12 protein-coding genes are annotated in these 13,663 nt (G+C 71.6%); 5 read left to right on the top strand and 7 right to left on the bottom strand.

Annotation, left to right across the window (positions count from 1 at the left end; translation table 11 throughout):
• Positions 1 to 93 precede the first annotated feature (93 nt).
• Together AB0C33_RS33550 and pepN are read right to left on the bottom strand one after the other, a co-directional pair.
• Entirely contained in the window at positions 94 to 1,620 is a 1,527-nt protein-coding gene (locus AB0C33_RS33550) for a protein kinase (RefSeq protein WP_358294664.1), read from the bottom strand.
• A gap of 94 nt (positions 1,621 to 1,714) precedes the next feature.
• A complete protein-coding gene (pepN, locus tag AB0C33_RS33545; RefSeq protein WP_358294662.1) occupies positions 1,715 to 4,279 on the bottom strand; it encodes an aminopeptidase N in 2,565 nt (854 codons plus the stop codon).
• Positions 4,280 to 4,369: 90 nt separating this feature from the next.
• Between pepN and AB0C33_RS33540 the strand changes: the two genes are divergently transcribed.
• The gene (locus tag AB0C33_RS33540; protein ID WP_358294660.1) at positions 4,370 to 4,990 is read left to right on the top strand and encodes a disulfide bond formation protein DsbA; all 621 of its coding nucleotides are present in this window, start codon (positions 4,370 to 4,372) and stop codon (positions 4,988 to 4,990) included.
• A gap of 130 nt (positions 4,991 to 5,120) precedes the next feature.
• On the top strand, positions 5,121 to 6,524 hold the full coding sequence (locus tag AB0C33_RS33535) for an aldehyde dehydrogenase family protein (protein ID WP_358294658.1): 1,404 nt from the start codon (positions 5,121 to 5,123) through the stop codon (positions 6,522 to 6,524).
• Between the two features lie 18 nt (positions 6,525 to 6,542).
• Here AB0C33_RS33535 and def read toward each other — a convergent pair whose 3' ends face one another.
• Positions 6,543 to 7,028, bottom strand: coding sequence for a peptide deformylase (gene def, locus AB0C33_RS33530; protein ID WP_352360448.1), 486 nt, complete (start codon positions 7,026 to 7,028; stop codon positions 6,543 to 6,545).
• Positions 7,029 to 7,118: 90 nt separating this feature from the next.
• Between def and AB0C33_RS33525 the strand changes: the two genes are divergently transcribed.
• Positions 7,119 to 7,586, top strand: a complete 468-nt coding sequence (locus AB0C33_RS33525) for a ribose-5-phosphate isomerase (RefSeq protein WP_352323623.1) — start codon at positions 7,119 to 7,121, stop codon at positions 7,584 to 7,586.
• On the opposite strand, the gene AB0C33_RS33520 is transcribed toward AB0C33_RS33525, so the two are convergent.
• Entirely contained in the window at positions 7,583 to 7,729 is a 147-nt protein-coding gene (locus tag AB0C33_RS33520) for a hypothetical protein (RefSeq protein WP_352360444.1), read from the bottom strand. The two genes, AB0C33_RS33525 and AB0C33_RS33520, sit on opposite strands and share 4 nt — an antisense overlap.
• Positions 7,730 to 7,753: 24 nt before the next feature.
• The gene (locus AB0C33_RS33515) at positions 7,754 to 8,986 is read right to left on the bottom strand and encodes a GNAT family N-acetyltransferase (protein WP_358294655.1); all 1,233 of its coding nucleotides are present in this window, start codon (positions 8,984 to 8,986) and stop codon (positions 7,754 to 7,756) included.
• A 118-nt stretch (positions 8,987 to 9,104) separates the two neighbouring features.
• Between AB0C33_RS33515 and AB0C33_RS33510 the strand changes: the two genes are divergently transcribed.
• The gene (locus tag AB0C33_RS33510; protein WP_352323620.1) at positions 9,105 to 10,220 is read left to right on the top strand and encodes a PP2C family protein-serine/threonine phosphatase; all 1,116 of its coding nucleotides are present in this window, start codon (positions 9,105 to 9,107) and stop codon (positions 10,218 to 10,220) included.
• A gap of 155 nt (positions 10,221 to 10,375) precedes the next feature.
• Here AB0C33_RS33510 and AB0C33_RS33505 read toward each other — a convergent pair whose 3' ends face one another.
• A complete protein-coding gene (locus AB0C33_RS33505; RefSeq protein WP_352360440.1) occupies positions 10,376 to 10,972 on the bottom strand; it encodes a response regulator transcription factor in 597 nt (198 codons plus the stop codon).
• Positions 10,973 to 11,127: 155 nt separating this feature from the next.
• Here AB0C33_RS33505 and AB0C33_RS33500 point away from each other — a divergent pair, with 155 nt between their 5' ends.
• A complete protein-coding gene (locus AB0C33_RS33500) occupies positions 11,128 to 12,429 on the top strand; it encodes a M50 family metallopeptidase (RefSeq protein ID WP_358294654.1) in 1,302 nt (433 codons plus the stop codon).
• A 26-nt stretch (positions 12,430 to 12,455) separates the two neighbouring features.
• Here AB0C33_RS33500 and AB0C33_RS33495 read toward each other — a convergent pair whose 3' ends face one another.
• A complete protein-coding gene (locus AB0C33_RS33495) occupies positions 12,456 to 13,601 on the bottom strand; it encodes an amidohydrolase family protein (protein ID WP_358294652.1) in 1,146 nt (381 codons plus the stop codon).
• Positions 13,602 to 13,663: the final 62 nt, after the last annotated feature.

Genomic DNA, 13,663 nt, shown 5'->3' with positions numbered 1-13,663 from the left:
TTGCAGCAGTCACGGACATGGGGCACGCACGCACCAGACGTCCCGGAGCGGTTACAGGTAGGGCGCGTTCACGCACCGGACGGCCCGCGGCGGTTACGGGCATGGGGCGCGTACGCATTGCACGTCTTCCGGCGGGCTGGTGACCGTGGGCTCGTCCGTGGGCTCCTCGGGGGGCTGGGTGGGCTCCTGTGTCGGCTCGGGCTCCGAGGTGGTCACGGTCGGCGTGGGCTTCGGCGAGACGGTGGGTGTGGCGCTCGGGGTGGTGGGGGCCACGGTCGGGCCGGGGGTCGCGCTGGTGGTGCCGCTCGGCTTGGCGCTCGGCACGGCCTTGGTCGGCGGCGCGGGCTCCTTGGTGGTGTGCTCGGGGCTGCTCGGGCTGTGGACCTGCGTGGTCTCGTCGGCGGGCGGCAGCACCTGGCCCGTGCTGGCGGGCTCGGCCGGACGCAGCCACACCGACCCCGCCACCGCGGCCGACACCACGACGGCGGCCGCCATCGTGGCCAGGGCCGTCAGCGTGCGACGACGGCGGGAGCTGCCGCCGGCGGGGGCCGACGGCATGGTGAGCGGCGAGCCGGGGTCGGCCACGGGCATGACGCCCGTCGGCTGAAGGCTCGGGTGGGATCCCGTGGGAAGACCCGGACGGGAACCGATGGGAAGGCCCGCGTGGGAGCCCATGGGCAGACCGGTGTGGGGGTCCGTGGGAAGACCTGCGTAGGAGCCGGTGGGGAGACCCGTGTGGGAGCCCGTCGTGGGCGGGGTCGCCGGAGGGACGGTGAGCGGCGAGCCGGGCAAAGCCGCGCCACTGACCGACGCGCGGGCCGCCCGCGCCATGTCGGACGCCGACGACCAGCGCTGCGCCGGATCCTTCTGCAGCGCCCGCGTCACCACCTGGCGCACGGCCGGCGGCAGCTCGGCGGGCGGCTCGGGCACGGGCGCGTTGAGATGCTTGAAGATGATCTGCACAGGGGTGTCCCCCTGGTACGGCAGCCGCCCGGTCAGGCACTCGTAGGCCACCACGCCCAGCGCGTAGACGTCGACCGCCGGGGTGACCTCGTTGCCCGCGGCCATCTCCGGCGCGCAGTAGGCGGCCGAACCGAGCATGGTGCCCGTGGCCGTGAGGTGGCCGGCCGAGGCGGAGTGGGCGACCCCGAAGTCGGTCAGCGCGACCTGCCCGTCGGGCCGGACCATGAGGTTGGCCGGCTTGACGTCGCGGTGGACGATGCCCTGGGCGTGGGCCGCGGCCAGCGCGTCGCCCACCTCGGCGACCAGGCGCATGGCCTCCTCCGCGCCGAGCGGGCCGCGCCGCAGCACCCGGTCGAGCGACTCGCCCCGGACGTATTCCATCACCAGGTAGCTGACCCGGCGCCCGTCGGCCTCGTGGACGCCGTAGTCGTAGACGCCCACCACGCCGCGGTGCCTGAGCGTGGCCATGGCCCTGGCCTCGTTCTGGAAGCGCTGGGTGAAGGTGGGGTTCTCCGACAGGGCGGGCATCATCACCTTGACCGCGACGGCCCGGCCCAGCACGAGGTCGTCGGCACGCCAGACCTCGCCCATGCCACCGCCGCCGAGGCGGTCGGCCAGCATGTAGCGGTCGTTGAGCGTGGTACCGGCGCCTAGCACGTACTTGAGGCTAACACCCGGTCTCCGTGCTCAGGCCGTATTCGCCGCAGCGCGAAGCCAGGTCCCCGCCGGGTGTGGCGGGGACCCGGACGGATCAGGCCGACGCGGCGTCGGTCTCGCGGTTGCGCAGGGCGCGGCTGACGCCGTCGGCGCCCTCCAGGATCAGCCTGCGCAGGGCCTGCGGCGGCTGCTCGGCGGCCAGGAAGTCCTGGGCCGCCTTGACCGTGGCGGGCTCGATGAGCAGCGCGGGGAAGCAGTTCATGGCGAACGTCGAGGCCTTCTCGAACGTCCACTCGCGGTAGACGCGCCCGACCTCGGCGAAGTACTTCTCCCGGTACGGCTCCAGCAGCTCGGCGTGGTGGGCGTCCTGGAAGCCGGCGATGGTGTTGCGGGCGATGTGGTTGGCCAGGTCGCCGCCCACGATCCGGTCCCAGGCCGCCGCCTTGGCCTCGGCCGTCGGGATCGCGGCCCGGCACAGCGCGGCCGACCGCTCACCCGTCGCCGTAGGGTCGCGCTCCAGCTCGGCGGCGATGTCGGGCTCGCCCAGCCGGCCGCCGGAGACCAGCGCGGCCACCAGCGTCCAGCGCAGGTCGGCGTCGACGGTCAGGCCCTCGGGCACGCCGGTGCCGTCGAGGATGGCCTGCAGCAGGTCGAGGTCGGCGCCGGCGACCGCCACCGGGGCGAACGCCTGGAGGAAGGCGAGCTGGTGGTCGGAGCCGGGCGCGGCCGAGCCGATCAGCGAGCGCAGCTCGGCGGCCAGCAGCGCCTCGCCCTCGGCCCGCCAGGCCGGGGCGGCGTACTGCTGGACGGCCTGGCGCGCCTGGCGCAGCACCGCCTGCAGGACCGTGATGTCGGAGACCGTGCCCGCGCCGGAGATGACCAGCCTGACGTAGTCGCGGGTGGACATCTCGCCGTCGCGGGTCATGTCCCAGGCCGCCGACCAGCACAGGGCGCGCGGCAGCGACTCGGTGAAGGCCGCGATGCCGCCCTCGACGAGCGTGCGCAGGGAACGCTCGTCCAGCCTGATCTTGGCGTAGGTCAGGTCGTCGTCGTTGAGCAGCACCAGGTCGGGCTGCTCGGCGCCGATCAGCTCGGCCACGCTGGTACGGGCGCCCACCACGTCGAGCTCGACCCGCTTGGTCCGGGTGAGCACGCCGTCGGCCAGCGAGTACAGGCCGATGGCGATGCGGTGCGAGCGCAGCGTCGGGTAGTCGGCCGGGGCCTCCTGGAGCACCTCGAAGGAGGTGAAGCGGCCGTCGGACACCTCGAAGGAGGGCCGCAGCGTGTTGACCCACGCGGTCTCCAGCCACTCCTTCGACCACGACGACAGGTCGCGGCCCGAGGTGCGCTCAAGGGCGGCGAGCAGGTCCTTCAGCTCGGTGTTGCCCCAGGCGTGCTCGGCGAAGTAGTCGCGCACGCCGGCCAGGAAGTTGTCCAGGCCGACGTAGGCGACGAGCTGCTTGAGCACCGAGGCGCCCTTGGCGTACGTGATGCCGTCGAAGTTGACCTCGACCGCCTGCATGTCGGGGATGTCGGCGGCGATCGGGTGGGTGGAGGGAAGCTGGTCCTGGCGGTAGGCCCAGGACTTCTCCACGTTGGCGAACGTGGTCCAGGCGCCGTTGCCCCAGCGGGTGGCCTCGGCCTGGGCCAGCACGGACACGTACGTGGCGAAGGACTCGTTCAGCCACAGGTCGTCCCACCAGCGCATGGTGACCAGGTCGCCGAACCACATGTGGGCCATCTCGTGCAGGATCGTCTCGGCGCGCCGCTCGACGACCGCGTCGGTCACGCGGGAGCGGAAGACGTAGTCCTCCAGGAACGTCACGCAACCGGCGTTCTCCATCGCGCCGGCGTTGAACTCGGGCACGAAGAGCTGGTCGTACTTGGTGAAGGGGTAGCGGACGCCGAACACCCGGTGGAAGAAGTCGAAGCCCTGCCTGGTGACCTCGAAGAGGTTGTCGGCGTCGAGGTGCTCGCCGAGCGAGGCGCGGCAGTAGAGCCCGAGGGGGATGCCGTCGTGCTCGGAGGTGACCTTGTAGTACGGCCCGGCCACCAGCGCGGTGATGTACGTCGAGATCACCGGCGTCGGCTCGAACTCCCAGCGCCTGGCCGCCTGGACGCCGCCGTGGCGGCCGGACCGGCCTTCGAGGTCCTCGACCTTGGCCGCGGCGCCGTTGGAGACGACCTCCCAGTCGGCGGGGGCCAGCACGGTGAGCTGGAAGACGGCCTTGAGGTCGGGCTGGTCGAAGCAGGCGTACATGCGGTGGGCGTCGGCCGTCTCGAACTGGCTGTGCAGGTAGACCTTCTGGTCGACCGGGTCCACGAAGCGGTGGAGACCCTCGCCCGTGCGCATGTAGCTGCAGTCGGCGTCGACCAGCAGCTCGTTGGACTCCGCCAGCGAGGGGAGCGGGAAGCGGCCCTTGTCGGCGTCGTAGGAGGAGACGTCGAGGTCGGCGCCGTTGAGGGTGACCTTGCGCACGTTGGCGCCGTGCAGGTCGATGAAGGTGGAGGCGCCCGGGCTGGTGCTGGTGAAGCGCACCGTCGTGACGCTCTCGAAGCGCTCGTCCCCCTCCGTCAGGTCGAGTGCGACCTCGTACGACTCGACCTTCAACAGCCGGGCACGCTCGCGAGCCTCGTCCCGGGTCAGGTTGCCTGCCAAGTTGCGCTCCTTTTCACCACTTCGTTGTAGTTTGTCGGTATCCTGCCACGCCGGGAATAGGACCTCGACACCCTCAGGTTATGGCCCCACGTGACTGAGAAGATTCCCGTGGACCTGTGGTTCGATCCTTTCTGCCCTTTTGCCTGGGCGACGTCACGATGGCTTCTCGAAGTGGAGAAGGTACGCGCCGTCGAGCCGCGCTGGCACGTCATAAGCCTCAACGTCCTCAACGAGGGCAAGGACGTGCCCGACTCCTACCGTGAGGCCATCGCCAGGGCCATCGAACCCGTCCGCGTGGTGGCCGCCGCGCGGGCCGCGCACGGCGACGAGGTCGTCGGCCCGCTCTACACCGAGCTCGGCACGCGCCTGCACAACGAGCGCGGGATGAAGGACCTCAGCCGCCTCGGCGAGCTGATCGAGGACTCCCTGGAGGCGATCGGCCTCAGCCGCGACCTCGCCGCCGCCGCCCACTCCACCGAGTGGGACGACGCCGTACGCGCCTCCCACCAGGAGGGCATCACGCTGGTCGGCCAGGACGTCGGCACCCCGGTCATCCGCGTCGGCGCCAACGCCTTCTTCGGCCCCGTGATCACGTCCATCCCGAGGGGCGAGGACGCGGGCAGGCTGTGGGACGGCGTGCTTCTCGTCACCGAGTTCGAGGACTTCTTCGAGCTCAAGCGCACTCGTACCAGACAGCCCATCTTCGACTAGATATGTCGCCACCGCCGGGGTAAGACTCATACCCCGGCGGTAGGTTCTCGGACGCGCGGAGGATGAGGAATTCCCCTCTGCTCGATCCGTGGTCTCGCCAGCCCCACGACGTGCACGCGAGGATGGCCCCATGCGCCAGCTGTATATCGGCGGTTCCTGGAACGCCTCTACGTCAGACGAGTCCATCGAGGTCGCCAACCCGGCCACGGAGGAGATCATCGACCGGGTGCCCGCGGGCACCCCCGACGACGTCGAGGCGGCGGTGTCGGCGGCGCGGGAGGCGTTCCCCGCCTGGTCCGACACCTCGGCGGCCCAGCGCGGGAAGCTCCTCGGCCACGCGGCCGAGCTGCTCAAACAGCGCGCCGAGAGCGTCGCGGCGACGATCGCCACCGACATGGGCGCGCCCCTCGGCTTCGCGCTCAAGGTTCAGACGCTGATGCCCGCCGCCGTCCTGTCCTCCTACGCGCAGCTGGCCGAGAGCTACCCGCGCGAGTCCCGCATCGGCAACTCGCTGCTGGTCAAGGAGCCGATCGGGGTCGTCGCGGCGATCACGCCCTGGAACTACCCGCTGCACCAGATCATCTGCAAGGTCGGCCCCGCGCTGGCCGCCGGCTGCACGGTGGTGCTCAAGCCCAGCGAGGTGGCGCCGCTGGCGGCGTACGCGCTGGCCGAGATCCTCGACGAGGTGGGCCTGCCGCCCGGGGTGTTCAACCTGGTCAGCGGGCGCGGCCCGGTCGTCGGCGAGGCGATGGCCGCCCATCCCGACGTGGACATGGTCTCCTTCACCGGCTCCACCGTGGCCGGCCGCCGGGTCGCCGCGCTCGCCGCCGAGACCGTCAAGCGGGTGGCGCTGGAGCTCGGCGGCAAGTCGGCCAACATCATCCTGCCCGACGCCGACCTGGCCACGGCCGTCAAGGTCGGCGTGGCCAACTGCTTCATCAACGCCGGCCAGACCTGCTCCGCCTGGACCCGCATGATCGTCCACCGCGACCAGTACGACGACGCCGTCCGCCTGGCCGTCGAGGCGACCCGCAAGTACACCGTCGGCGACCCCTTCGACGAGGCCACCAGGGTCGGACCCCTGGTGTCGGCGGCCCAGCGCGACCGGGTGGTCCGCTACATCAACCGGGGCCAGGAGGAGGGCGCCAGACTCGTCGCCGGCGGCACCGAGCGCCCGCGCGAGCGCGGCTTCTACGTCGAGCCCACGGTCTTCGCCGCGGTCGAGCCGGGCATGACGATCGAGCAGGAGGAGATCTTCGGGCCCGTGCTGGCGCTGATCCCGTACACGAGCGAGGGCCAGGCCGTGGAGATCGCCAACGCCACCAGGTACGGCCTGGCCGGCGCGGTCTGGTCGGGCAGCCAGGAGCGCGCGGTCGCCGTCGCCCGCAGGCTGCGTACCGGCCAGGTCGTCGTCAACGGCGGCCAGTTCAACCCGCTGGCCCCCTTCGGCGGCTACAAGCAGTCGGGCGTGGGCCGGGAGATGGGCGAGTTCGGCCTGGAGGAGTACCTGGAGATCAAGTCGTTGCAGCTGTAGACCCCGGCCCGCCGCGGCCTACGCGCGCAGCATGATCCTGCGGGCCTCGTCCTTCGGCAGGCGGTCGACGTACAGCCTGCCGTCGAGGTGCTCGGTCTCGTGCTGGAAGCAGCGCGCCAGCGAGCCGCGGGCCTTGATGCGCACGGGCCGCTGGAGCCGGTCGACGCCCTCGACGGTGACGCCCGCGGCCCGCGCGACGGGGGCGTAGATCGGCGTGCGGGTGCGGCGGTCGGGCACCGACAGGCAGCCCTCCTCGTCGGAGACCTCCTCGGCGTCGTCGACGGTCAGCACGGGGTTGGCGACATGGCCCTTGCGCCCGGCGATGTCGTAGACGAACAGCCGCCGCGACACGCCGATCTGCGGACCGGCCAGGCCCACGCCGTTGACCGCGTACATCGCCTGGAACATCTCCTCGATCAGGCGGCGCAGCTCGCGGTCGAAGTCGGTGACGGGCTCGGCGGGCGTGCGCAGCACCGGATCGCCGATGACGCGGATCTCACGCATGCGTCTCCACTTTCGTAAGGACTGGGGAACGGTAGGGGTCCTTACTCTAGCCAGCGAGTGGGATCGGCGGGGCTGTGGAAGACTGGACGGGTGCGTGTCTACATCGGTGCCGACCATGCCGGCTATGAGCTCAAGAACCACCTCGTGTCCTGGCTCAAGGACCACGGCCACGAGGTGACCGACTGCGGTCCCTTCGTCTACGACGCCGAGGACGACTATCCGGCGTTCGTCCTGCGCGCCGCCGAGGGCGTGGGCGGCGACCCCGGCAGCCTGGGGGTGGTGATCGGCGGCTCGGGCAACGGCGAGCAGATCGCGGCCAACAAGGTGCGCGGCATCCGCGCGGCCCTGGCCTGGAGCGAGGAGACCGCCTCGCTGGCCCGCGAGCACAACAACGCGAACGTCGTCAGCATCGGCGCGCGCATGCACACGACCGAGGAGGCGACCAGGTTCGTCGAGGTCTTCCTGACCACCTCCTTCTCCGGCAGCGAGCGCCACAGCAGGCGCATCGCGCAGCTGACCACCTACGAGACGATCGGCCAGCTGCCCTCGCTGCCCTAGGTCTTGCGCCTGGCCTCGCGCCGGGGCGTCTCGTCGCGCAGGGGCCGCCGGTCGGCGGCCTCCTGCTGCTCCTTCGACGGCCTGGACACGTCGCGGGCCCGCATGGCGATGGTCGCGGTGATCTGCAGACTTTGCAGGGCCATGCTCAAGAGCCTACGTCGTGTGCCTCAGAACACCAGCCCGGCCAGCGGCTTGGGGCTCCACGCCATGGCCGCGGCCAGCGCCCGCACCGCGCCCGGCGTGTGCTCGCGCAGCAGGCCCGCGTCGAGCTGCGCGCCGAGCAGGCCGTCGCCCATGTACGCCGAGCCGAGCGCGGACACCGGCACCGTCAGGTGCGGCTCGTCGTCCACCGGCTTGCACTCCGCGCCGGTGGTGTCGGCGGTGAGCCGCCGGCGGCCGGCGTTCCACGGGCACACGTCGTCCTCGATCTCGATCACCAGGTCCACGGGGGCCGCGTAGGCGCGGGCGGTCAGGGCCCGGTCGACGTCCACCAGGCGTACCCACAGCTCGTCGGACCAGGTCGCGCGCAGCTGGCGGGAGTCGGCGAGCAGCGCGATCAGGGCGTCGTCCACCGGCCGGGCTTCCGCCTCCAGCCTGGTGATCAGGTCACGGTCCAGCATGTCGCGCCACAGCAGTGCGTAGGCCGCCGGATCGGTCGCCTCCAGCTCGAACACCCGCAGCTCGCCGCTGGGCACGCCGTTGGCGTCCCACGCCGACTTGGTGCGGAACAGCGCGTAACCGCGCACCTCCTGGTCGTCCTCGGCGAGCACCGCGCGCAGCGAGCCCCAGCCGCCCCTGTCGTGCTCCTCGTCGGCCAGGAAGGCGTCCCAGACGTGCCGGGTGCGCTCGTACCGGCCCGGACGCCGGGTCACGACGGCGGCGAACACCTTCTCGAACTCGGCCCTGGCCTCGGTGGGGGAGACCACCCTGAGCCGGAGCGCCGGGTCGGTGGGGGCGTCCCGCACGAAGGCCGAGCGGTGCTTGTCAATCTTGTACGACAGTTCGCTGGCCGCCCGTCCGTACCCGAACCTGCCGTAGATCAGCGACTCGGAGGCGTAGAGGGCGGCCACCGACTCGCCGCGGTCGCGGATGTCGGACAGCTGCCGGCGCATCAGCGCGGACAGCACGCCGCGGCGGCGGTGCGAGGGAAGCACGCTGACCGCGGTCACCCCGCCCACGGGGATCTGGCGTCCGCCGGGGACGGTCATCGTGAGGCTGAAGACGGACGTGACGCCCGCCATGGTGGTGCCGTCGAAGGCGACCAGGGTGCGGTCGAACTCCGTGGCCGCCTTGTACCGCTCGTCCTGGGTGGGATGCGGCGTCCAGCCGAACCCCTCTGCGAGCACGCCGGCGAAGCCCGGCCACTCGGATTCGTCAATGGGACGGATCGGATAGGTCATCCGTCCACGGTAGGAGCGGGCAAAGGGGGACGGCCACCCAATATCCGTGCTTAATGATCAAGGCCTTGGTCAAGTGGGCTGCCCAAACAGGGGTCAGACCGATACAGTCACACGCATCATGAGTTCCCGTCCGGCGCCGTTGATTCCGCCACGGGTCCGTGCGGTCCTGGTGCGGGTGCCGTTCCTGGTGTCCGCCGTCCGGTTCGTCCGAAGAGGGCCGCTGGCCCGTGACCGCAACCTGCTCATCACCTTGACCGTGCTCTCGCTCGTCATCGGGCTGCTGGCGGCGAAGGTGTCCACCGAGTGGTTCTCGCCGTCGCTGCTCATCCTGGTCACCCTGATCGGCGGGCTGCAGCTGCGGCTGCGCAGCCTGGTCAAGCTGCTGGTGGCGGTGGGCGTCGCGCTGACCTACGTCGCGGCCACGCTCGGGGTGGCGCGGGTGGGGCTGGGGCTCACGGTGACGATCGTGTTCACCACCGTGCTCGCCGTGCTCATGGCCCGTACCCGGGGCAAGCTCGGCGTGCAGGGGCTGCGCGGCGACGCGATGCTGCTGGAGCTGCGCGACCGGCTCAGGAGCCAGGGCGAGCTGCCCCCGCTGCCGAAGGACTGGGGCGGCAAGGTGGTGCTCAAGCAGGCCGGGGGCTCGTCGTTCGGCGGCGACTTCCTGGTCTCCATGCGCGACGGCGACTCCGTGGAGATCGCCCTGGTCGACGTCTCCGGCAAGGGCGTCGACGCCGGCACCCGCGCGCTGCTGCTGTCGGGCACGTTCGGCGGGCTGCTCGGCTCGGTCGACGACTTCCTGCCCGCGTGCAACGCCTACCTCCACCGCCAGCGCGGCGACGAGGGCTTCGTGACGGCCGTGCACGTACGCCTCGACCTCGCCACCGGCGACTACACGATCACCTCGGCCGGCCATCCGCCGGTGGTGAAGCTCGACTCGGGCACCGGCAACTGGCAGGTCGCCTCGGCCAAGGGCGTGGTGCTCGGCGTGGTGCCCGACCTCCACTGCGAGCCCGACAGCGGCACCCTGCGCAAGGGCGACGCGCTGCTGCTCTACACCGACGGCCTGATCGAGCAGCCAGGGCGCGACATCGACGCCGGCCTCGACCGGCTGCTCGGCGAGGCCGAACGGCTGCTGCCCTCCGGTTTCCGCGACGGCGCCAGGGCGCTGGTCAACGCGATGTCCTCGGGCCACAACGACGACTGCGCGCTGGTGTTGATCTGGCGTCCGTAGTGACGTTTCACATGGGTCAGGTCGTGATGGCGGTCACTGGCAACGGGTTCGGCGGGCTGAGATCATTCGACTGTTCGGGTCCCGGCGGAGCGGCGCGGCTCCACCGGGCCCGTCATCTCGTCCGGTCCCGCACAACCAGCCGCTACAACCAGCCGCTACAACCAGCCGCTGTCGCTGGCGATGCGCACGGCGTCCAGCCGGTTGCGGGCGCCCGTCTTGCACATGATCCGCGACAGATGGTTGCGCACGGTGCCGACCGACAGGAACAACTGGTCGGCGATCTCGGTCGATCTCGCCCCGCCCGCCGCGATGCGCAGCACGTCGAGCTCCCGCCGGGTAAGCGGGTTGGCGGCCGACTGCAGGGCCGCCACCGCCAGCTCCGCCTCCACCGCCCGCCCGCCCGCGGCGACCTGGCGCACCCCCTCGGCCAGCCGCTCGGGCGCCACCCGCAGGCTCATGAACCCCAGCACGCTGCCGTTGAACGCCCTGCGCACCTGGCCGGGGCTCGGCCGGGCGGAGAGGATCAGCACCGAGCAGCGGGGGACCTGCTCGGTCAGCTGCGTGGCGACCGGCAGGCCCGGCAGGTCGAGATCGACGATCGCGACGTCGGGCGCGCTCGACCGCGCGGCCGGCAGCACACCGTCGGGGCTGCCCGTCTCGGCTACCACCCGCAGGTCGGGCTCGGCTTCGAGCGTGGCCTGCAGACCGCGTCGCACCAAGGGCAGGTGTTCGGCGATGAGTATGCGGATCAAGACGTCCCCCTCCATCGTCTCCCAGGGTGATCGGCTGATCGCTCACTGTCAATGCGGTCCGTTGATTCACCAAAGTGCGGGCAAGCCCGAGGGATGTGCTGAGTTCGACTAGTCTGGGAACGTCGAGACCGTCTGTCTGCCTGGAGCGCGCGTAGATGAACTGGCTCTTTGTCGCCGGGATCCTTCTGTTCCTGGTGGGGTTGATGGTCTCCGTCGGCCTGCACGAGGTGGGCCATCTCGTGCCGGCCAAGATCTTCGGCGTCCGGGTCACCCAGTACATGGTCGGCTTCGGCTCGACGGCCTGGTCCATCCGCAGGGGCGAGACCGAGTACGGCATCAAGTGGCTGCCGCTCGGCGGTTACATCCGCATGATCGGCATGCTGCCGCCGCGTCCCGGCGACGCCCCCGGCAGGCTGCGCAGCGCGTCGACCGGGCCGTGGCAGGGCCTGATCGAGACCGCCCGCGAGGCCGCCATGGAGGAGGTGCGGCCCGGCGACGAGGACCGCGTCTTCTACCGCAAGAAGTGGTGGCAGAAGATCATCATCATGTCGGGCGGCCCGGCGATGAACTTCGTGCTCGCCTTCATCTTCTTCAGCGTCCTGCTGGTCGGCATCGGCCTGCCCAAGACCGCCCCGATCGTGTCGCCCGACACCAACACGTGCGTGATCCCCACCACCGAGGTGCGCAAGACGTGCGCGCCCACCGACGAGCGCACCCCGGCCGCCAAGGCGGGCGTCAAGGTCGGCGACCACATCGTCTCCCTCGACGGCCAGAAGATCGCGACCTGGCAGGACGCCACCCGCCTGATCCGCGGCCACGGCGCCGGCCCCGTCAAGCTGGGCATCGTTCGCGACGGCAGGCCGATGACGCTCGACGTCACCCTCATCGCCCGCGACATGGCGAACCCGACCGACGAGACCAAGATCGACAAGGGCGTCGGGTTCCTCGGCGTCGTGCCCTCCCAGGTCTTCGAGCAGCAGAGCATCGGGCAGGTGCCGGGCTACATGAGCGACCTGACCGGCCGCGTCGTGGGCTCGATGGTCAACCTGCCGGCGAAGATGGTCGGCGTCTGGAACGCCGCCTTCTCCGGCGACAAGCGCGACCCCGAGGGCCCGGTCGGCGTGGTGGGCGCGGGCCGGCTCGGCGGCGAGATCCTGGCCTCCGACATGTCCAACAAGAGCAAGCTGTTCACCTTCGTCAGCCTGCTGGCCGGGTTCAACCTGGCGATCGGCCTGTTCAACCTGATCCCGCTGCTGCCCCTCGACGGCGGCCACATCGCGGGCGGCCTGTGGGAGGGGATCAAGCGCGGCTACGCCAAGATCCTGCGCCGCCCCGAGCCCCGCTACGTCGACATCGCCAAGGTGCTGCCGCTCACGTACGCGATGGCGTTCGTGCTGATCATCATGGCCGGTCTGCTGGTCTACGCCGACCTGGTCAACCCCCTCACGCTCGGCTGACCCGGCCGGCGCGTCACGGGCGGGGGTCACCGCGCCTGGCGCACCCCGCGACGCCAGACCTCGGCGATGTCGCCGACGGCGGTGACGTCCTGGGTGGCGTCGCCCTCGACCAGCACCAGGTCCGCGCGCAGACCGGGGGCGATCCGGCCGCGGTCGGCCAGCCCGAAGTGCCGGGCGGGCACGCTGGTCGCGGCGGCCAGCGCCTCCTCGGCGCCGAGCCCGGCCTCGGTGAGCAACCGCAGCTCGCGGTGCAGGCCGGCGCCGTGGGCGGGCACGAATGGCGTGGCGTCCGTCCCGGCGAGCAGCGGCACGCCCGCGCGGCGCAGGGCCCGCAGCGCGCCGACGGCGTTGGCGGAGCTGCCCGGGCGGGCGCAGTCGGCGGTCTCGACGTGCTGAGCCGTGATCGCCTCGAAGTAGGCCAGCGTGGTCACCACGAAGACCCCCTGGTCGCGCACCCGCCCGGCCAGGCGCGGCGAGGCCGGGTCGTCCGGCGTCAGGTCGGTCCACACGTGAGCCAGGCCGTCGACGCCGGCGTCGAGCGCGATCCCCACCTCGGCGGCGGTGACCGCGTGCGCGACGACCAGCAGGCCCGCCTCGTGCGCCGCCGCGGCCAGGGCGGCGGCGACCTCCGCCGTCATGACGGGGAGGTCGGCCCCGTGCACGGCGCCGTCGTCAATGACGATCTTGAGGTAGTCGGCCCCCTCGGCCAGCCTGGCCTGGACGAACGCCGGCGCCTGCGCCGGGTCGGAGACGAAGTCGATCGCCGTGACGTCGAGCCCGTCCAGGACGGTGCCCGCCAGGGCCGTCAGCAACTGGGTCGGGTGCCCGCCCGGAGCGGTGGCCAGCGTGCCGGCGCTGCGCAGGTCGGCCACGTCGTCGTTCTCGGCGGCCAGCCGCCGCTGCCCGGCGAGGATCTGCGGCAGGCAGAACATGTCGAGCTCGGTGGTGACCCCGTACCGCAGGGCCTGGGCCAGGCTGCCGTCGAACACGTGGGTGTGCGCGTCGATCAGGCCGGGCAGCAGCGTCCTGCCCGTGCCGTCCACCTCGGCGTCGGCCAGGTGGCCCGCGCCGCTGCCGACAGCGGCGATCAGGCCGTCCTCGATCATCACGTCGGCCGTCGCGACGGTCTGCTCGCCGTCGAACACCCTGACGTCGCGGATCAATGTACGCATCGAAGCTCTCCCTTGTGAGTCGTGACGCCACCACAGAGGGGCAACCGGCCGGGAACTGTGAC

The sequence above is a fragment of the Nonomuraea sp. NPDC048881 genome, assembly GCF_040649795.1.
Taxonomy (GTDB): Bacteria; Actinomycetota; Actinomycetes; order Streptosporangiales; family Streptosporangiaceae; genus Nonomuraea.
This window is presented reverse-complemented; position numbering and strand designations above follow the sequence as displayed.

What these genes read in the sequence shown, in the direction of transcription:
- AB0C33_RS33535 (WP_358294658.1), top strand. Translation starts at nt 5,121, where the DNA reads ATGCGCCAGCTGTATATCGGCGGTTCCTGGAACGCCTCTACGTCAGAC.
- def (WP_352360448.1), bottom strand. Translation starts at nt 7,028, where the DNA reads ATGCGTGAGATCCGCGTCATCGGCGATCCGGTGCTGCGCACGCCCGCC.
- AB0C33_RS33520 (WP_352360444.1), bottom strand. Translation starts at nt 7,729, where the DNA reads ATGGCCCTGCAAAGTCTGCAGATCACCGCGACCATCGCCATGCGGGCC.
- AB0C33_RS33515 (WP_358294655.1), bottom strand. Translation starts at nt 8,986, where the DNA reads ATGACCTATCCGATCCGTCCCATTGACGAATCCGAGTGGCCGGGCTTC.
- AB0C33_RS33510 (WP_352323620.1), top strand. Translation starts at nt 9,105, where the DNA reads ATGAGTTCCCGTCCGGCGCCGTTGATTCCGCCACGGGTCCGTGCGGTC.
- AB0C33_RS33500 (WP_358294654.1), top strand. Translation starts at nt 11,128, where the DNA reads ATGAACTGGCTCTTTGTCGCCGGGATCCTTCTGTTCCTGGTGGGGTTG.
- AB0C33_RS33495 (WP_358294652.1), bottom strand. Translation starts at nt 13,601, where the DNA reads ATGCGTACATTGATCCGCGACGTCAGGGTGTTCGACGGCGAGCAGACC.